The organism is Streptococcus suis (assembly GCF_016743335.1).
Classification (GTDB): Bacteria; Bacillota; Bacilli; order Lactobacillales; family Streptococcaceae; genus Streptococcus; species Streptococcus suis_Y.
Window position 1 is genome coordinate 1 of record NZ_WCJE01000018.1, and the last position, 17,935, is coordinate 17,935.

Here is a 17,935-nt window from a genome sequence, read left to right on the forward strand (position 1 = left end):
TGTTTTTTTTTTTTTTTTTTTTTGAAATCTATTTAGAAAATAATCGAAATAGTTCTTGACAAACAATAAAAATAGAGTATAATTCTATTTAGAAATATTTCTAAATACTGACGATGAATTTTTTACTGTCTCAATTCTCTTCATGAGCATGCTTCATTTCTCATGGGTCTTATAGGTATAGGAGGGAATAAAATGGTTGTTGAAGTAAATGGAATTCAGAAAACAATTGGTTCAAAAAGTATCATTAATAATGTTTCTATAAAAATTGAGCGAGGTCAGGTCTTTGCATTACTTGGACCAAATGGTGCTGGAAAAACGACATTAATTCGAATTATTTTAGGGTTATTACACCCTGATAAGGGAACGGTTAAACTATTTGATATGATACTGACGGAAAATTCCAGAACAGAGTTGTTGCAACGTATTGGTGTTCAAAATGATGGAAATCTCTACGAAAACCTAACTGTTCAGGAGAACCTGGCTATTTGGGGAGAAATTTATGGTATGGACAATAGTCAGATTGACTCTAGAATAAGTATTTTAAAAAAGTTATTTCGGTTAGAACAGTATCTAGACATGGTTGTAGGGAGTCTTAGTAAAGGGAACAGACAAAAAGTTATGCTCGCTAGAGCTATGTTGCATAATCCAGAAGTATTGATATTGGATGAACCTACGACAGGTTTGGATCCAGAGGCCATTGATGAATTTTATAGTTTTATCAAACAGTTGAAAAAAGAAGGTATTACAATTATTATGTGCACTCACTATCTTTATGGAATGGATGGAGTGGTAGATAGTATAGGTATCCTAAAAAACGGTTGTATCTTGCAAAGTGGTGACTTAGATGCACTTCAAAAAACAGAAAAAATAGTTCAATTTCAAGGACATTTTCATCCAAATGACTTGGAAGAACTGTCCTATCTTGGGGCTATATTGAAATGTTCGAATACTGAGTTCCATATTAAGGTAGATAGACTTGACAATATTCCAGAAATTGTAAAAAAATTATCAGCTAAAGAAAATGCTATTTACGGTATTCATCAGGAAACCGAATCTTTAAAAGATATATACTTTAGAATTGTTGGAGGTACTCATTATGAAGAGCTATCAAATTAAAGTAATTGTTAAAAAAGATTTAATTGAGTCTGTTCCTTCCTCCAATCATTATTAGCATATTGCTTCCTTCTCTGATATTGGTCTTTGGTGCTAATGGAGGTGTCACCACTAGTATTGCTGGATTAAGTGATTTTTTAGAACACTTTCAAATTTTGAAGTATCCAAGCTATGTGACTTCTGCAAATTTACCATATTATGCTATTTTTACCTATTTCTTTTTACCGTTATTCATGTTGGTTCCAATCATGGCTTCTTCCATATTGGCAGTAAGTAGTCTTATTGGTGAGAAGGAGAACAAGACCATGGAGGGGTTGTTATATACTCCCTTATCTCCTAAGAACTTAATTTTGGGTAAGGCTCTTGCATGCGCAATACCAGCATTTTTAGTAACGATTACGTCAGTTATCATCTATTCAACGATGGTTAATATATTAGGTTGGAGCAACTTTGGGCATATTATCTTACCGAATCTTACTTGGTTGTTAGTAGTTTTCGTCATTTCCCCATTGCTTATCTTATTGTCAATTCTGCTCATTATTGGAAGTTCACAATATTTCAAAAATAGCAAATCTGCATAAGGAATTGCGATGATAATAGTGTTTCCGATTTTAGGGATGTTGATATCCCAATCGTCAGGAGTTTTAATATTAGGAATTTTTGAAACGATTGTTTTCATATCCATCTTACTGTTCGTAGTAATTGTGATGTTTATTGTTGTCGTTAAGAGATTTAATTTTGAAAAATTTATTTTGAATAATTAATCATGATTAAACTAAAGAAATATAGGCTTCAAGTTTTATTGAAGAGTAATTGCTACTAGAAAGAAGGAGGAAATGATAGTATGGGGCTTTCCGAAACCTTGAAGGCAATTTCTGCTCCTATTCGTAGGCAAATTCTAGATAGTCTTAAGTCGGGGCCGAAGTCTGCTGGGGAAATTGTTGAACAATTTCAATTAACAGGAGCAACAGTTTCTCATCATTTATCCACTTTGAAAAAAGCTGGATTAATTTTGGAGGAAAAGCAGAAAAATTTTATTTATTATCGTCTAAACTATACGGTCTTTGAAGAAGTCTTGGTTTGGATTGCAAGTTTAGGAGGGCAACAAGATGAAGAAAATTGACATAAAAACATTATTAGCAACTTCTAGTATATTCCTACTGATTGCTGTATTGATGATTTGTTACTATGGAGCATTGCCAGATACCATGGTAACGCATTTTGGCGTAAATGGTGAGCCAAATGGCTCTATGGCCAAGTATATGATGATTTTGACACCGCTACTATTCTTTTGTGTTCACCTATTCATTTGTGTACTTTATGATGTGAAAGGGATAGGGAAAACACCAGTCATTCGAGTGGTCAAATGGCTTTTTCCGCTACTGGCTCTCATCATTCAAGTTTCTTTACTCTGGTATAATTTAGGAGGAGAATTGGATTACCGGAGACTTGTTATTGGACTGCTGGCTATCTATTATATGGTGATAGGAAATTATTTACCCAAGGAGGAATTGGATAGCAAGACCAATGAAATAGAACGAAAGGGAAGAAAGCAGTCAGGCTATCTCTTGATGATTGGTGGGTTGTTGCAGTTAGTAAGTTTGTTGGGTTCACCAACCCTATCTATCCTTGTAATGATATTGGTTGGTATTTCTGTTGTAAGTCTTAGTATCTATTATGCTTATCTGCATTTTAAAACCGCTTCATAATTGGAGCAGTTTTTGTTATACTAATTGTAGTAAAACAGGAGGTACGACCATGGGTATTTTAACAATGGACAAAGCCTTTGTATTCTAAAATAACAATGCAAAGGAGAAAGACATGATTACTTACAAACAAAATCCTCAACTTGACTTTCAAGCAGTCCTTGAAATCTATGCTTCTGTGGACTGGACAGGATATACCAGCCGTCCAGATATGTTGCAAAACGCTATAGAGAACAGTCTGCTGGTTCTTGCGGCCTTTGATGGTGACTGTCTAGTTGGTCTTTTGCGGGCAGTTGGCGACGGGCATTCAATCGTTTTTATTCAGGACATCTTGGTCCTGCCACCCTATCAGCGTCAGGGAATTGGTCGCAATCTTTTAGAGCAAGCTATTGCCCACTTTCCAGGTATTTATCAACTCCATCTCTTGACGGACAATACTGAGAAAACACGGTCTTTCTATGAGGCAATTGGCTTTACAGCCGTTGATAGCCTGGACTGTGTCGCTTACACCTATTTAAAATAATAAAACAATCTAAAAAAAGCAAAAGGCTGGTTGGCCAGCCTTTTGCTTTGAGCAAATGATTTGAATTTCAAATCAAAAAGAGTAGAATGTATTTATCAATAATTAGTAATAACGGATGATAAAGGAGAGAACCAATGGCAACTGTATTAATTGTAAAGGCCCACCCCCTTGACGCACAAAAGTCCTACGCCTTGCGGGCCTTGGAAGAGTTTCAAACTCGTTACGCCAGTTTGCACCCAGAGGATAAGATAGAAATAGTTGATATATTTGAAGACCAGATTCCAGCTTTGGATAAGCCTTTGTTAGAATCTATGGGAGCTGCTAAAAAAGGCGAGAGTATCAGTCCTGAGCAAGCAGAGCAATTGGACCGCTACAATGTCTTGACCCAGCAATTTCTGGTAGCAGATAAGATTGTCGTCGTCAATCCTCTTTGGAACCTCAATGTGCCTAGCCAGCTCGTTTCATGGATTAACACCATCAATGTAGCAGGCCTGACCTTCAAGTATGGACCTGAGGGGTCTATCGGCTTGGTCAAGGGCAAAAAATTGTTGCACATCCAGTCCAATGGTGGCGTTTATGCAGGTCAAGATCCTGCAGCCCAGTATATCAAGTCTATCTTTGAATTTCTTGGCTTTGAAGACATTCATCAGATCTTTATCGAAGGACAATCGGCCGATCCAAGCCAGGCTGAAGCTATCTATGCTGAGGCAATGACCAAGATTGATACGATTTTGGAGACATTTTAAGTCAAAACCTCGCCCTATGTGGAGCGAGGTTTTTTTGTCATTTCTGCAATATAATCTAATTTACTCTGCCGACTGCGTTTCTTAAACAAAGCCTCGGCAGACATGGCTTCCTGCTTACTAGCAAAGGCTTCTTGATAGAGCAAGCTGACAGGTAAGCGTGCGCGGGTGTACTTGGCCCCTTTCCCACGATTATGGGTAGCAAGCCGCTTCTCCACATCAGTCGTATAACCAGTATAAAGACTCCCGTCGGCACATTCCAAAACATACAAGTAGGCCTTATTTTCCATAATAAATCTCACGAATGGCAGGAGTGTAGTCGCCGTTTTCCTCATGGACAACCAGAGGTGGCAGGATGTGCAGCCCATCCACCGAGCCGTCCTTGATAGCCTCAATCAGCAACATATTGGCCTCCTTGCTGGCCTTGGGATAGACAAACTGGATGCGTTTGGGAGCTAGTTTGTAGGTTCTCAGCGTGTCCAAAATATCTAAAAATCGATCGGGCCTGTGAACCATGGCCAAGCGACCATTGGATTTGAGCACCTGTTGGGCCATCTGACAAATGCTGTCTAGGTTGGTCGCAATTTCGTGTCTGGCCAGAAGATAATGCTCGCTTTCATTGAGGTTTGAACCCTCGTCCACCTTGAAGTAGGGAGGATTGCAGAGCATCAAATCAACCTTGGACCGCAAATCATACTGTGGCAGATTAGCCAAGTCGTCATTGATGACCGAAAGCTGTTCCTCCAGACCGTTGAGGGCGATGGAACGGCGGTTCATATCCGCCAAGCGTTCCTGTAATTCAACCTGAATAATCTGTGCCTTGGTGCGTGTAGAGGCAAATAGCCCCACCGCCCCATTTCCGCTACAAAGGTCAACAATCAACCCCTTCTGAGCAGGCATTTTTGGAAACCGTGAAAGAAGAACGCTGTCAATCGAGTAGCTAAAAACCTCCCGATTTTGAATAATCTGAACATCTGTCGAGAAGAGCTGGTCGATCCGCTCTCCGTCTAGTAAATCAATTTTTTGCATAGGTTTATTATACCATCTTTAGCAGAAAATCTCTGTTCATTTTGGAAGAAAAAGGAGCATTCAACGCTCTTCATCACCTAACTAAAAAATTCTACCCAAACCCCAACAAGCAAGAATGCGATACAGAGATAGATTTGCCAATTTGCCCTCAACATCCATTCATTAGACCAAAAGGCACTTCGGGCAGTACCGACGAAAGCAAAAAGCAAGAGCCCAAGCCAGAGGGTTGGCCCCTTGTCCAACCATTCTCCAATGCTACCTAATAATAACAATATCATTAAATAAAAATTCAAACTCCGATAATATTCTTTATTAAATTCCTTAAACATATAAAATCCTCACAGTACAAAGAAGGAAACGATTATCCAACTGACAATAAAACTAATGACTAAGTATAGTTGCCATGTTTTTTTAATCCAGCTACGTGACTTAAAGAAAGCTAGATAACCAGCATAAAGTCCGACTCCAAGCTTGAGAAAATGGATAAACCAAAACGGTCCATTTACAGCAGCATAAATCACTTGTAGGATACAGGCAAGAGACAAGTAAAATTCCCAGGTCCGATAAAATGCTGTATTGAAGTTCTTAAACATAGTAAGCTCCTTTCTATTTACCCAAAATGAATTTCAGATAGATAATCACCACAATCAATCCGATATAGAAGATGTAGCCCATGCGAGTGAGTTCTTTTTCTTCCTTGAAGAAAAAGGTTCGAATGGCATTGATAAAAATAATCAGACAGGCTAATAGGCTATACCAAGTTGGAGTTGGAGAGTTATCCCTAAAGAAATCTGGCAGTAAAAAACAAGTCCAAAAAATCATAGAATAGAAGGCGCTATAACGATAGAAATGCTTGTTAAACTGGAATTTCATTACAATCACCTCTCTTTCTTTTATTATATCAAATAAATTATAGGTTTAAAAGTATTTATCGGTAAATCCAGTATGGTTATTGTTATAAAGAAAAACTATAACAAAGCTTGCTGTTTTTCTATAAGTATTTTTGGATATTTTTCGCACCAAATCTCCTATTTCATGCTAGACTATATTGTAAGTTAGATTGGAGTAGATGTTATGACAGATTATAAGATTGATACGATTTTAGCGCATACGGGCATCAATAGCGATGAGAGAACAGGTGCCTTGATTTCCCCTATCCACCTTTCGACGACCTATCAACACCCTGAGTTTGGTCAATCGACAGGTTATGACTACACGAGAACAAAAAATCCGACACGTGCCAGTCTAGAGACGACTTTGGCAGCTATTGAAAAGGCCGACTATGCCTTAGCAACGAGCTCGGGAATGGCTGCTCTGGTCTTACTTTTTAATGGTTTTCCTGTAGGGAGTCAAGTGGTAGCGGCGCGTGATTTGTACGGTGGTTCCTTCCGCTGGTTCAATGAGCAAGAGAGTATCGGTAGATTTCAATTTACCTATGCAAACACCGAGGAGGAGCTGATTGCAGCCATCACCGAAGAGACAGACTATGTTTATCTGGAGACACCGACTAACCCACTCATGGTGGAGTTTGACATCGCTAAGGTTTCGGCTATCGCCCATGCCAAAGGTGCTAAGGTGATTGTCGATAACACTTTTTACAGCCCTATCTACCAAAATCCACTTGTTCTAGGAGCGGACGTTGTCCTACATTCAGCAACAAAGTACCTATCTGGGCATAATGATGTACTAGCTGGCGCTTTGATGACCAATGATCAAGCCCTATATGATAAGCTCTTTTATGACCAAAATACATCGGGTCCAACCCTATCTCCACTGGATTCTTACTTACTCATGCGTGGACTCAAAACTCTCTCGCTTCGAATGGAGCGGGCGACACAAAATGCTCAGAAAATTGTTGCCTATTTGGAGAAGAGTCCAGCAGTCAAGCAAGTTTACTACACAGGAAAAGGTGGGATGATTTCGGTTAAGGTGGTAGATGAAAGTCGGATTCCCCATATTCTCAACACCCTGAAAGTCTTTACCTTTGCTGAAAGTCTGGGTGGAGTAGAGAGTCTGATTACCTATCCAGCCACTCAGACCCACGCAGACATTCCAGCTGAAACCCGTCATTCTTACGGTTTGACAGATGATTTGCTTCGTCTGTCTATTGGTATAGAGGATGCGGAAGACTTGATTGTAGATTTAAAAACAGCCTTGGAGGGATAAGATATGACACAGTATAATTTTATAGATAGTCCGAATCGTCTATCCCAGCATGCGGAAAAATGGAGAAAAGTAGAGACGGATAAAGAACTCTTACCCTTGTGGATAGCAGATATGGACTTTGAGCCTCTACCAGAAATTCGCCAAGTTATCCGTGACTACGCAGATCATCATGTTTTTGGTTATCCTTATGCTAGTGACAGCCTCTATCAGTCTATTATTGACTGGGAAGATAGACAGCATGGCTACAAGATTGAAAGAGAGTCCATCCTGCTCATCGAAGGAGTTGTTCCTGCCTTATCTGTGGCTATTCAATCTTTGACAGAAGAAGGAGATGCAGTCCTAATTAACACGCCAGTCTATCCACCCTTTGCGCGGACTGTAAAATTGAACAATCGCCAGCTTGTTACCAATTCACTTGTTGAAGTGGATGGTGTTTTTAGGATTGATTTTGACCAGCTTGAAAAGGATATTGTAGAGAATCAAGTGAAACTCTATATTTTCTGTAATCCACACAATCCAGGTGGTAGGGTTTGGAGCAAGGAAGAACTCTTAGCTATTGGTCGTCTCTGTCAGAAACATGGTGTTATCCTTGTCTCAGATGAAATTCATCAAGATTTGGCTTTATATGGTCACAAACATGATACCTTTAATACGGTGGATGAAAATTTCAAAGATTTTTCAATTGTCTTATCATCTGCGACCAAGACCTTCAATATCGCTGGTACAAAAAATAGCTTTGCAATCATTGAAAATCCAAGCATCCGCAAGACTTTCGCCAAGCGTCAATTGATAAATAATCAGCACGAGATTCCAACGATTGGCTTGTTAACCACAGAAGCTGCTTTCACTTATGGAGATGAGTGGTTGAAGGAGTTGAAGGTTATTTTGGAGAGAAATATAGACTTTGTTGAGGAGTATTTGGCAACCCATACAAGGATCAAGGTCATGAAGCCCCAGGGAACCTACCTCATCTGGCTTGATTTTTCTGCTTATGAGTTAGAGCATGCGGAGCTCTTTGATATTCTTCATTGTAAAGCGAAGTTGATTTTGAATGATGGTTTGACCTTTGGTAAGGAAGGTAAGCATCATGCGCGTCTGAATGTAGCAGCTCCATTTGATGTCATTGAAGAAGCCTGTCAGCGACTTGGTAAGGTTTTTGGATAAAGAAATAAGGACTAGGTGTGAGTAAAATCACCTAATCCTTATTTTTTTGTATTTTTCTAAATTTTGTCGGGCTCATATGGAAATAATTTTTGAAGGCCGCACTGAAGGTGAGAGGGTCTTGGTATCCGACAGAATAGGCGATTTCAGTGATATTCCGAGAAGCATCTTCTAATAGTTGACAAGAACGATTCATTTTTACTTGTAAAATATAATCTTTGATAGAATAGCCAGTTTCCTGCTTAAAAATTTTATAGAGATAGCTTCGGCTTAAAGCTAGAAAATCTGCTATTTCAGAAACTTTAATTGGATGGGCATAGTGGTTATGGATCATCTTGATGGCTTGCTGAACATAGTGCTTGGTTTGTGTTTCAGGCTTAATTAATGTTTCACTGGGAAATTCCTCGATGAGTGCTGCTAAGAGTTGGTTGAGGTAGCCAATTAAGACCAATTCTGTGATAGAGGGGATGGGATGCATCTGAACATGGTTAATCTGATGCATGTAGCCTAGAATTGGTGACTCTAGATTGGAGTGGAGGTAGTAGTTTTCTAGCAGTTGACTTTGATTAAGTAGGTCTTTTGCTCGTGAACCACTAAAACCAACCCATATATAGGTCCACGGGTCTATATCATCAGCTTGGTAAAAAATGGAAACATCCTTTGGAAGAATAAACAAATCGCCTGCAGCAAGGTAGCTTGTTTTTCCGTCAACAAGAATTTTTCCTCTTCCTTTTGTAATAAAATGCAGGACAAAATTATCACGGATAGTAGGACCGAAGGAATAGCCCTTGTCACATTGTTCGGCACCGTAATGGTCTACATTTAGGTCAAAATTATGACTATCCAATTCATTATAGATATTTAGAATATTCATTTCAATCCTCCTAGGAAACATTATAACATGTTTTAAATACAAAAGACTATTAAGTAAAGCGTTTTCATTTTGTAAAATAATAGCATAAAGAAGAGATGGGAGAGATGAATGTGATTGAGATTTATAATGAAAAACAGATTTTCCACCTGAAAACAAGAGAATTCTCTTATATCATCCAAGTGTTGGAAACAGGCGATCTGGTTCATCGTTATTTTGGGAAAAAAATCGAAAAATTTAGCGATGGAAACAAAATAACATATTTAGATCGATCGTTTTCTCCGAGTCCAATTACTGGGGATAGGACATACTCATTGGATGTCCTCCCACTCGAATATTCCAGCAATGGTCTGGGAGATTTTAGAACCTCAGCATTAGATGTTCGGAATGAATTTGGAGTCACTCTTGACCTAAAATACAAAGAGTATCGATTATACAAGGGGAAAAAAGAACTGAGGGGATTACCAGCAAGTTTTGGAAATCAAGAAGAGGTAGAGAGTCTTGAAATTGATCTTTATGATCAGTTGACAGATATTACCGTGACACTTCAGTATTCTGTTTTTGAAGAAGCTTCCTATCTCGCACGGTCAGCTACAATTCAAACTGGCAAATATCCATGCAAACTAGAGAAGGTCTTGTCTGCAACGCTTGATTTTCCACATCAAGATTTCATTGTTCACAGCTTGGCAGGACGTTATGCTTATGAAAAAGAGTGGACACAGACTCCATTGACAAAAGGTCAGTATTCGATTGGTAGCATTCGAGGTGCTTCAAGTCACTCAAGAACACCCTTCTTAGCACTAGCCTCACCCGATGCAAGTGAGGACAAGGGCGATGTTTATGCAGCCCACCTTGTCTATAGTGGCAACTTTACAGCATTTGTCGAAACGACAGCCATGGAAACCAGTCGATTGGGACTAGGATTGGAAAGTCACTATTTCTCATGGCAATTGGATAAGGATGATTGGTTTCAAACTCCAGAAGTTCTCTTATCATATACTGATAAAGGATTTACTGGCATGACACAAAATAGTCATCACTTTATCACAAAACACCTCATTCGATCATCGTTTGTAAACAAACCAAGACCCATTTTAATCAACAACTGGGAAGCGACCTATTTCGAATTTACAGAAGAAAAGATTTTACAGTTAGCTCAGGTCGCAAGTCGAGCTGGTATTGAATTATTTGTTCTGGATGATGGTTGGTTTGGTAAACGAAACAATGATGAAAGTTCATTGGGCGATTGGAAAGTCAATTTGGATAAGTTGCCAAATGGTTTGAATGGCTTAGCAGAGCGAATAAATGAGCTTGGCATGAAATTCGGACTGTGGTTTGAACCAGAGATGATTTCTATTGATAGCGATCTTTATCGTGAACATCCTGATTGGGCAATTCGAACAGAAGGACGCTTACCAATCTACAGCCGAGAACAATTAGTTTTGGATTTGACCAAGCAGGAAGTCTGTGACTACATCATTGATAGCGTCTCTTCCATATTAGAATCAGCCAATATTTCTTATGTAAAATGGGATATGAACCGTAATATCACCAATATCCCTGAAGGTTTAGCAAATGACCAGCGCTTTGAGTTCCACCATCGTTACATGCTAGGTCTCTACCGTGTATTAGACCACCTTACCAAGCGGTTCCCAGATATTCTTTTTGAATCCTGTGCTGGTGGCGGTGGCCGAAATGATTTAGGTTTACTCTATTACATGCCACAGGCTTGGGCTAGTGATAATACAGATGCGATTGGTCGACTTTCTATCCAAGAAGGGACTAGTTTGATTTTACCTGCTTCTTCTATGGGAGCCCATGTGTCGGCTGTTCCAAACCATCAAGTCGGTCGAATCACTCCGCTTGCAACACGTGGGAATGTGGCAATGATGGGAGGAGCCTTTGGGTACGAGCTGGATTTAACGAAACTTTCGGAAAAGGAATTGGATGAAATCAGTCAGCAAATCGAAACCTATCACTCCATTCGTAAAACTATACAATTCGGTCAGCTCTACCGTCTGAAAAAGACGCCCAATACCTGGGCTGCCAATTATGTTAGTCAAGATAAGAATCAAGCGGTCTTTACATTTGTAAAAATTCTTGCTAAGCCGGAGGCACCATTGCTTCATGTCCGGTTGAAGGGGCTAGACCCGGATGCCTTGTATGAATGCCCTCAATTGGGAGAAACATTCTACGGGGATGAACTGATGAACATCGGTCTTACAATGCCACATGTTCAAAAAGATTATTTTAGTGTACAATATATTTTTAACAAAATCTAGGAGGATTTTATAATGAAAATGAAAACATTTTTAAAATGTGCATCGGTTTGTGCTTTTGCCAGCTTCTTGGTTGCTTGTGGGAATGCAAGTAGTAGCGATAAGGTAGAAATAGAATATTTTTCACAAAAACCTGAAATGCAGGCTACTCTTCAGGAAATTATTGATGAATTTGAAAAAGAAAATCCTACGATTGATGTTAAATTTTCAAATGTACCAGATGCAGGAACTGTTCTGAAAACCCGTATGGCAAATAACGAAGCGCCAGATGTCATCAACATTTATCCACAAAATGCGGACTTCAAAGCATACGCAGCGGATGGTCGTTTCCTAGAAATTGGTGATGATGCAGGTCTCAGTCATCTAAAAGATGGTGCTGTAACGCCATATCTTGTTAATGAAAAAAATTACACCCTTCCTTTGACAGCAAATGCCTATGGTATTTACTATAATAAGGATAAGTTCAAAGAATTGGGGCTCGAAGTTCCAACTACCTATGCAGAATTTGTGGCTTTGGTAGACAAAATCAAGGCTGATGGCAGTGCAGCACCGTTTGCTCTTTCATTGAACGATGCTTGGTCATTGAACGGCTACCATCAGTTAGCTTGGGTAACTGTTGCAGGTGGATTTGATGGTGCAGAAGATATTCTGATTCGTAGTGCAAAGGGAGCGATTCAAGATGATGCGACAACAAAAGCTGTCTTAGAACGCTTGCAACTGTTGACAGATAATGGTCAAAAAGGTGCAACAGGCGCGCTCTATGCAGATGCGGTGGCAGCCTTTGCAGCAGGTGATGCTCTCATGCTTCCACAAGGTACATGGGCAGCTACAGCTGTAAACCAACAAGAACCAGAATTTGAATATGGTATGTTTACATTCCCTGGCGATAAAGAAGGTGGCGACTATACCATCGGTGCAGCTGACCTTGCTCTATCTATTTCAGCAGATACAGAGCACCCAGAAGAGTCTAAAAAATTCCTAGAATACCTTTCTCGTCCAGAAGTTATCCAGAAATACTATGATGTAGATGGCTCACCAACTTCAGTTGAAGGTGTAGATACAGAAGGTAAGTTTGAAGAAACTGCTGGAGTGACACAATATGCCTTCACTGACAAACATGTAGTTTGGTTGCAATCTGAATGGGAATCAGAAGATGAGTTCTGGAACATTACTGTTGAAATGGTAAAAAATCCAAACTCAGCAGAATTAGTGAAAAAACTAAATGCATTCTTTGACCCAATGAAAAAATAATTCAAGAAAACTATAAGGAGGGCTAGAACAGCCTAGCTCTTCTTTATAGTTGCTTAGGGTCAGTTTGAATCCCCCCTAACCACACCTTTCATTCAAACTGTCCCTAAGCAACTATACATTATAGAAAAAAGGAGTACCATGATGAATCAAAAAGGATTTATTGCCAAATATTGGCCCTATCTATTTGTTGCCATACCAATTGGTCTACAGTTAATCTTTTTCTTCTATCCCTTATTTACGGGTATCTATTATAGCTTGACGGATTGGAATGGATTGACATCAGATTTCAGCTTGATTGGCGTTCAAAACTATCTAGATATCTTGAAGAATCCTGATTTTTATACGTCTATGACTTTTACCATTATCTTCACCATTGGTTTGGTCATTGGAGAAATTGTTATAGGGATTTGGTTGGCTAGTCTCCTCAATCGTAAGATCAAAGCTGTTGGTTTCTTTAGAACCTGGTATTTCTTCCCTGCGGTTCTTTCAACCGTTACTTTAGGCTTGATTTTTGTTCAATTGTTCAACTATGGTTTTACACAAATTGGAGAATTACTACATATTGATTGGTTGATGGAAAATTTATTGGTACAAGAAAATACTGTTATTCCAGCCGTACTCTTTGTGGCTCTCTGGCAAGGGCTGGCGATGCCAGTCATCATCTTCTTATCTGGTTTACAAAGTATTCCAGAAGATGTGAAAGAAGCAGCAGCGATTGATGGTGCTACTCGTTCTCAACAATTCTTCAATATTGAACTTCCATTCTTATTACCATCTATCAGTATGGTTTTCATCTTGGCAATGAAGTCAGGTTTGACAGCATTTGACCTTATCTTTGCACTGACAAGTGGTGGCCCAGATGGCAAAACAGAATCTTTGGGTTTACTTGTTTACAACTATGCCTTTGTAGACAACAAATTCTCGTATGCCAATGCTTTGGCTGTAGTACTTTTCATCTTCATTATTGTCATCTCATTGATTCAGATGAGAATTTCGAAGAAATTTGAAATTTAGGAGGACTGTCATGAATACTCAAAAACAGAAAAATTGGTGGGTCTATCTCGTGCTCTTCAGCGGTATTCTCTTCATGTTTATTCCGCTACTTGTGACGATTATAAGTTCGTTCAAACCAACCAAGGAAATCACGAGCAACTTCTTTGGTCTTCCTGAAAATTTCACCTTAAACAACTACGAACGCTTATTTAATGATGGGATTGTACAATATTTTGGCAATTCTGCCTTGATTACGATTGTAGCAGTAGGTTTGATTCTACTCGTTATTCCAATGGCAGCCTTTGCTGTAGCCCGTCAAATGAAACGCCAGACAGTATTTAACTTTATCTACTTTTTCTTGATTATTGGGATTTTTGTACCTTTCCAGGTGATTATGCTCCCAATGACCAAATTAATGTCAAGCCTTGGTTTGAACAATATTGTCGGTTTGATTATCTTGTACTTAACCTATGCAGTTCCTCAGGCCCTCTTCCTCTATGTCGGCTATATTAAGACCATTGTTCCTGAGGAAATGGATGAGGCGGCAGCTATTGATGGCTGTGATAAATTTACCATGTACTGGAAAATCATTTTCCCACTCATGAAACCTATGCATGCAACTGTTTTGATTATCAATGCCCTCTGGGTCTGGAACGATTTCCTCTTGCCTTTACTAGTATTGAACCGTGACCAAAGCATGTGGACTTTACCTCTTTTCCAATACAACTATCAAGGCATGTATTTCAGTGATTATGGACCATCATTTGCATCCTATGTGGTGGGAATTATTCCAATCTTACTAGTCTATCTTGTCTTCCAAAAACATATTATTTCAGGTATGACGAGTGGTTCTGTCAAATAAATCTAAAGGTTGACTTGTTCAACCTTTTCTAACAATGAAAAAAGAAAAGGCTTACGAGGAGAATGTCGATGAAAATTAAAAACCAAGCTATGTTGATTACTTATTCGGATAGTTTAGGCAAGAATCTTAAGGATTTGAAAAAAGTTCTTGAGGGGCCTTTAAAGGATGTTGTGGGAGGTATTCACATTCTACCATTCTTCCCATCGTCAGGTGACCGTGGGTTTGCACCAATGGATTATACCAAAGTAGATCCTGCATTTGGAGATTGGTCAGATATTGAAGCATTGAGTAAGGACTACTATCTGATGTTCGATTTTATGATTAATCATATCTCGGCAAAATCTCCATATTTCCTTGATTTTCTTGAAAAGAAAGATGAATCAGCTTATGCGGATTTGTTCATTCGCTATAAAAACTTTTGGCCAAATGGTGAGCCAACGCAAGAAGATGTTGATTTGATCTATAAGCGTAAACCTCGTGCGCCATATCGTATTGCAACATTTGCTGATGGTAGTGAGGAGAAGGTATGGTGTACCTTTGATGAGCAACAGATTGACTTGGATGTGACTACAGAGACAACACGCCGGTTCATCCAAGAAAATCTGGAACAGTTGGCAGAACATGGTGCTTCCATCATTCGTTTGGACGCCTTTGCTTATGCCAATAAAAAAATCGGAACCAATTGTTTCTTTGTGGAGCCTGATATTTGGGAAATGCTCCATTTTCCACGTCAGTTATTGGCACCAAAAGATGTGGAAATCTTACCAGAAATTCATGAACACTACACCATTCAGCAGAAAATTGCCGAGCAAGATTATTATGTTTATGACTTTGCCTTGCCAATGCTAGTTCTCCACGCTTTGTATTCTGGTCATGTCAATCGCCTGGTTCACTGGATGGAGATTTGCCCTCGCAAGCAATTTACAACCCTAGATACACATGATGGAATCGGTGTTGTGGATGTTAAGGATTTGCTGACGGATGAAGAGACAGAGGAGACACGTGAAGCCTTGTATGCACAAGGTGCCAATGTCAAGAAAATTTATAGTACAGAAGCCTACAATAATTTAGATATTTATCAGATTAACTGTACTTATTATTCTGCCCTTGGCAATAACGATCAAGCTTACCTATTAGCGCGTGTTCTTCAATGTTTTGCACCAGGTATTCCACAGATTTACTATGTTGGTTTACTTGCAGGTGAAAATGATATTGAGCTTTTGGAATCAAGCAAGGAAGGCCGCAATATCAATCGCCATTACTATGATTTGGAAGAAATTGAGCAGGAAGTACAACGTCCTGTGGTACAATCCTTGTTTAAACTCTTAAAATTCCGCAATACAAGTCCAGCTTTCGACGGAGAGTTCTCCGTTAAGATGCTGGATGAAACAAGTATGGAAATTTTCTGGAATAATCAAGATGCAGGGGTGTCTGCCCGTCTAACAGCAAACCTAAAAGAAAAATCCTTTGAAATTGTTGAAATAGAAGAGGATAAAATGACCATAATTGAGTTATAATATGATTATATAGAAATAGGGGAATTCCCCTTTTTCTTGCGTAAATAAGATTGTACAGAAAGGATCAATCAAATGCCAGAAATACAAAAAACAGATTGGTGGAAGAAGTCCGTCATTTACCAAATTTATCCTCGTAGTTTTCAAGATTCAAATGGAGATGGAGTAGGGGATATTCGAGGGATTATCAGCCGATTAGATTATCTCCATGAGCTTGGAATTGATGCTATTTGGCTCAGTCCTGTTTATCAGTCCCCCATGGATGACAATGGTTACGATATCAGTGACTACCAAGGAATTGCTCCAGAATTTGGGACCATGGAAGATATGGAAGAGTTGATTGCAGAAGGCCATAAGCGCAATATCAAAATAATCATGGATTTGGTACTCAATCATACCTCGGATGAACATTTCTGGTTTCAAGAAGCCCTCAAAGGACCAGATAATCCCTATTATGATTATTATGTTTGGGCTGATGAGCCGAATGAATTACGCTCAACCTTCTCAGGCTCAGCTTGGGAATATGTTCCACATCTGAACAAATACTACCTCCACCAATTCTCTGTTAAGCAACCTGATTTGAACTGGAAAAATCCTGCTCTGAAACAAGAAATCTGGGATATGATCAATTTTTGGATTGAAAAAGGTGTCGGTGGTTTCAGGCTAGATGTAATTGATTTGATTGGAAAAGAACCGGAAAAATTAATTACAGCCGATGGACCGACTCTCCATCCTCTTATTCAGGAATTAAATGAGAAAACCTTTGGTGCATACGACTTAGTGACTGTTGGGGAAACCTGGAGCGCCAATCCAGAAAATGCTCAGTTATATTCGCATCCTGATAGAAAAGAATTTTCGATGATTTTCCAATTTGAACATGTAGGACTTGATCAGCAGGAAGGGAAAGAAAAGTGGGATTTGGCACCGCTTGATCCAGCACGTTTGCATAAGGTTCTATCCAAATGGCAGACTGAACTGGTTGGTAAAGGCTGGAACTCGCTTTTCTGGAATAACCACGATTTACCTCGTGCCATTTCTCGCTTCGGTGATGATCGACCTGCATTTCGTGAACTAAGTGGTAAAATGTTAGCTATTTATCTTCATTTTATGTCAGGGACACCTTATATCTACCAAGGTGAGGAAATTGGTATGATTAATGCACCGATTACGGATATTAGCCAAGCGGACGATATTGAAACACGTCGTATGTATGCGGAGCGGATTGAAAATGGCTTCACCAAGGAGGAATTGATTACTTCTATAAATGCCAAAGGTCGTGATAATGCTCGCCGTCCAATGCAATGGACAGAGGCAGAAGGAGCGGGCTTCAGTACAGGTCAAGCCTGGCTGGCTTTGGGAGATACTGTCAAAGACATCAACGTTGAAAAAGCACTTGCAGACAAACAATCGCTTTTCTATACCTATCAAAAATTAATTGCTCTTCGGAAAGAGTATCCTTGTATGTCTGAAGGAAACTATGAAGTGATGGAGACTGGAAATAGCTTGGTAATGGCCTACCGTAAATATGATGAACAGGATGATTTCATCATATTAGTAAACTTTTCAAGCCAGGAGCAGGCTTATACTATAGCTGTGGAAGAATATTCTATTTTCATGAACAATTATGAAAACGAAGAGGCGATTAATAAAGAGATGTTGAGACCTTACGAAGCGATAGTTTTAAAAAAATAAGTTACTCAGTTTTTCTTTTCCCATGCTTTTTT

General features: G+C 39.2%; 20 protein-coding genes. 14 read left to right on the forward strand and 6 right to left on the reverse strand.

The features are described from left to right. The first annotated feature begins 192 nt into the window (after positions 1–192). The 6 genes from F9856_RS06485 to F9856_RS06510 all read left to right on the forward strand — a co-directional run bounded on the left by F9856_RS06485 (position 193) and on the right by F9856_RS06510 (position 4,088). The gene (locus tag F9856_RS06485) at positions 193–1,116 is read left to right on the forward strand and encodes an ABC transporter ATP-binding protein (RefSeq protein ID WP_202106110.1); all 924 of its coding nucleotides are present in this window, start codon (positions 193–195) and stop codon (positions 1,114–1,116) included. A gap of 152 nt (positions 1,117–1,268) precedes the next feature. Beyond that, positions 1,269–1,694, forward strand: a complete 426-nt coding sequence (locus F9856_RS12160) for an ABC transporter permease (RefSeq protein ID WP_236659566.1) — start codon at positions 1,269–1,271, stop codon at positions 1,692–1,694. Between the two features lie 263 nt (positions 1,695–1,957). Continuing rightward, positions 1,958–2,236 carry an autorepressor SdpR family transcription factor gene (locus F9856_RS06495; protein ID WP_044668379.1) on the forward strand — a complete coding sequence of 93 codons (279 nt, stop codon included), beginning with the start codon at positions 1,958–1,960 and terminating at the stop codon, positions 2,234–2,236. Beyond that, a complete protein-coding gene (locus F9856_RS06500) occupies positions 2,223–2,822 on the forward strand; it encodes a DUF1648 domain-containing protein (protein WP_202106111.1) in 600 nt (199 codons plus the stop codon). Before F9856_RS06495 ends, F9856_RS06500 begins: the two co-directional genes overlap by 14 nt. Before the next feature lie 112 nt (positions 2,823–2,934). After that, positions 2,935–3,342: a GNAT family N-acetyltransferase gene (locus tag F9856_RS06505; protein ID WP_202106112.1), complete on the forward strand. Its 408-nt coding sequence runs from the start codon at positions 2,935–2,937 to the stop codon at positions 3,340–3,342. Positions 3,343–3,476: 134 nt separating this feature from the next. Then, positions 3,477–4,088 (forward strand): FMN-dependent NADH-azoreductase, encoded by a 612-nt coding sequence (locus F9856_RS06510; protein WP_202106113.1) that lies wholly within the window; start codon positions 3,477–3,479, stop codon positions 4,086–4,088. Positions 4,089–4,102: 14 nt separating this feature from the next. On the opposite strand, the gene F9856_RS06515 is transcribed toward F9856_RS06510, so the two are convergent. The 5 genes from F9856_RS06515 to F9856_RS06535 form a co-directional block, all read right to left on the reverse strand. Beyond that, positions 4,103–4,375: a GIY-YIG nuclease family protein gene (locus tag F9856_RS06515; protein ID WP_024379711.1), complete on the reverse strand. Its 273-nt coding sequence runs from the start codon at positions 4,373–4,375 to the stop codon at positions 4,103–4,105. Continuing rightward, entirely contained in the window at positions 4,365–5,114 is a 750-nt protein-coding gene (locus tag F9856_RS06520) for a tRNA1(Val) (adenine(37)-N6)-methyltransferase (RefSeq protein WP_105128564.1), read from the reverse strand. Before F9856_RS06520 ends, F9856_RS06515 begins: the two co-directional genes overlap by 11 nt. Positions 5,115–5,191: 77 nt before the next feature. Continuing rightward, complete coding sequence (locus F9856_RS06525; protein WP_202106114.1) at positions 5,192–5,443, reverse strand: hypothetical protein; 252 nt, start codon at positions 5,441–5,443, stop codon at positions 5,192–5,194. Positions 5,444–5,452: 9 nt separating this feature from the next. After that, on the reverse strand, positions 5,453–5,707 hold the full coding sequence (locus F9856_RS06530; RefSeq protein ID WP_024379708.1) for a hypothetical protein: 255 nt from the start codon (positions 5,705–5,707) through the stop codon (positions 5,453–5,455). A gap of 13 nt (positions 5,708–5,720) precedes the next feature. Beyond that, positions 5,721–5,987 carry a hypothetical protein gene (locus F9856_RS06535; protein WP_202106115.1) on the reverse strand — a complete coding sequence of 89 codons (267 nt, stop codon included), beginning with the start codon at positions 5,985–5,987 and terminating at the stop codon, positions 5,721–5,723. Positions 5,988–6,188: 201 nt separating this feature from the next. Between F9856_RS06535 and F9856_RS06540 the strand changes: the two genes are divergently transcribed. Next, positions 6,189–7,280, forward strand: coding sequence for a cystathionine gamma-synthase (locus F9856_RS06540; RefSeq protein ID WP_009910498.1), 1,092 nt, complete (start codon positions 6,189–6,191; stop codon positions 7,278–7,280). A 3-nt stretch (positions 7,281–7,283) separates the two neighbouring features. Then, positions 7,284–8,444, forward strand: coding sequence for a MalY/PatB family protein (locus F9856_RS06545; protein ID WP_202106116.1), 1,161 nt, complete (start codon positions 7,284–7,286; stop codon positions 8,442–8,444). A gap of 31 nt (positions 8,445–8,475) precedes the next feature. Here F9856_RS06545 and F9856_RS06550 read toward each other — a convergent pair whose 3' ends face one another. Next, positions 8,476–9,315: an AraC family transcriptional regulator gene (locus tag F9856_RS06550; protein ID WP_202106117.1), complete on the reverse strand. Its 840-nt coding sequence runs from the start codon at positions 9,313–9,315 to the stop codon at positions 8,476–8,478. Between the two features lie 104 nt (positions 9,316–9,419). Between F9856_RS06550 and F9856_RS06555 the strand changes: the two genes are divergently transcribed. The 6 genes from F9856_RS06555 to F9856_RS06580 all read left to right on the forward strand — a co-directional run bounded on the left by F9856_RS06555 (position 9,420) and on the right by F9856_RS06580 (position 17,903). Further along, positions 9,420–11,594 (forward strand): alpha-galactosidase, encoded by a 2,175-nt coding sequence (locus tag F9856_RS06555; protein ID WP_202106132.1) that lies wholly within the window; start codon positions 9,420–9,422, stop codon positions 11,592–11,594. 12 nt (positions 11,595–11,606) lie between these two features. Next, on the forward strand, positions 11,607–12,842 hold the full coding sequence (locus tag F9856_RS06560) for an extracellular solute-binding protein (protein ID WP_171943442.1): 1,236 nt from the start codon (positions 11,607–11,609) through the stop codon (positions 12,840–12,842). Between the two features lie 141 nt (positions 12,843–12,983). Next, positions 12,984–13,856, forward strand: a complete 873-nt coding sequence (locus F9856_RS06565; protein ID WP_161941503.1) for a carbohydrate ABC transporter permease — start codon at positions 12,984–12,986, stop codon at positions 13,854–13,856. A 10-nt stretch (positions 13,857–13,866) separates the two neighbouring features. After that, on the forward strand, positions 13,867–14,697 hold the full coding sequence (locus F9856_RS06570; RefSeq protein WP_009910491.1) for a carbohydrate ABC transporter permease: 831 nt from the start codon (positions 13,867–13,869) through the stop codon (positions 14,695–14,697). Positions 14,698–14,765: 68 nt separating this feature from the next. Next, positions 14,766–16,214 (forward strand): sucrose phosphorylase, encoded by a 1,449-nt coding sequence (gene gtfA, locus F9856_RS06575; protein WP_202106118.1) that lies wholly within the window; start codon positions 14,766–14,768, stop codon positions 16,212–16,214. A 72-nt stretch (positions 16,215–16,286) separates the two neighbouring features. Beyond that, positions 16,287–17,903: a glycoside hydrolase family 13 protein gene (locus tag F9856_RS06580; protein ID WP_202106119.1), complete on the forward strand. Its 1,617-nt coding sequence runs from the start codon at positions 16,287–16,289 to the stop codon at positions 17,901–17,903. Positions 17,904–17,935: the final 32 nt, after the last annotated feature.

Excerpts from the sequence above, each read along its gene's own strand:
- F9856_RS06485 (WP_202106110.1), top strand. The coding sequence starts at position 193 with ATGGTTGTTGAAGTAAATGGAATTCAGAAAACAATTGGTTCAAAAAGT.
- F9856_RS06495 (WP_044668379.1), top strand. The coding sequence starts at position 1,958 with ATGGGGCTTTCCGAAACCTTGAAGGCAATTTCTGCTCCTATTCGTAGG.
- F9856_RS06500 (WP_202106111.1), top strand. The coding sequence starts at position 2,223 with ATGAAGAAAATTGACATAAAAACATTATTAGCAACTTCTAGTATATTC.
- F9856_RS06505 (WP_202106112.1), top strand. The coding sequence starts at position 2,935 with ATGATTACTTACAAACAAAATCCTCAACTTGACTTTCAAGCAGTCCTT.
- F9856_RS06510 (WP_202106113.1), top strand. The coding sequence starts at position 3,477 with ATGGCAACTGTATTAATTGTAAAGGCCCACCCCCTTGACGCACAAAAG.
- F9856_RS06515 (WP_024379711.1), bottom strand. The coding sequence starts at position 4,375 with ATGGAAAATAAGGCCTACTTGTATGTTTTGGAATGTGCCGACGGGAGT.
- F9856_RS06520 (WP_105128564.1), bottom strand. The coding sequence starts at position 5,114 with ATGCAAAAAATTGATTTACTAGACGGAGAGCGGATCGACCAGCTCTTC.
- F9856_RS06525 (WP_202106114.1), bottom strand. The coding sequence starts at position 5,443 with ATGTTTAAGGAATTTAATAAAGAATATTATCGGAGTTTGAATTTTTAT.
- F9856_RS06530 (WP_024379708.1), bottom strand. The coding sequence starts at position 5,707 with ATGTTTAAGAACTTCAATACAGCATTTTATCGGACCTGGGAATTTTAC.
- F9856_RS06535 (WP_202106115.1), bottom strand. The coding sequence starts at position 5,987 with ATGAAATTCCAGTTTAACAAGCATTTCTATCGTTATAGCGCCTTCTAT.
- F9856_RS06540 (WP_009910498.1), top strand. The coding sequence starts at position 6,189 with ATGACAGATTATAAGATTGATACGATTTTAGCGCATACGGGCATCAAT.
- F9856_RS06545 (WP_202106116.1), top strand. The coding sequence starts at position 7,284 with ATGACACAGTATAATTTTATAGATAGTCCGAATCGTCTATCCCAGCAT.
- F9856_RS06550 (WP_202106117.1), bottom strand. The coding sequence starts at position 9,315 with ATGAATATTCTAAATATCTATAATGAATTGGATAGTCATAATTTTGAC.
- F9856_RS06555 (WP_202106132.1), top strand. The coding sequence starts at position 9,420 with ATGAATGTGATTGAGATTTATAATGAAAAACAGATTTTCCACCTGAAA.
- F9856_RS06560 (WP_171943442.1), top strand. The coding sequence starts at position 11,607 with ATGAAAATGAAAACATTTTTAAAATGTGCATCGGTTTGTGCTTTTGCC.
- F9856_RS06565 (WP_161941503.1), top strand. The coding sequence starts at position 12,984 with ATGAATCAAAAAGGATTTATTGCCAAATATTGGCCCTATCTATTTGTT.
- F9856_RS06570 (WP_009910491.1), top strand. The coding sequence starts at position 13,867 with ATGAATACTCAAAAACAGAAAAATTGGTGGGTCTATCTCGTGCTCTTC.
- gtfA (WP_202106118.1), top strand. The coding sequence starts at position 14,766 with ATGAAAATTAAAAACCAAGCTATGTTGATTACTTATTCGGATAGTTTA.
- F9856_RS06580 (WP_202106119.1), top strand. The coding sequence starts at position 16,287 with ATGCCAGAAATACAAAAAACAGATTGGTGGAAGAAGTCCGTCATTTAC.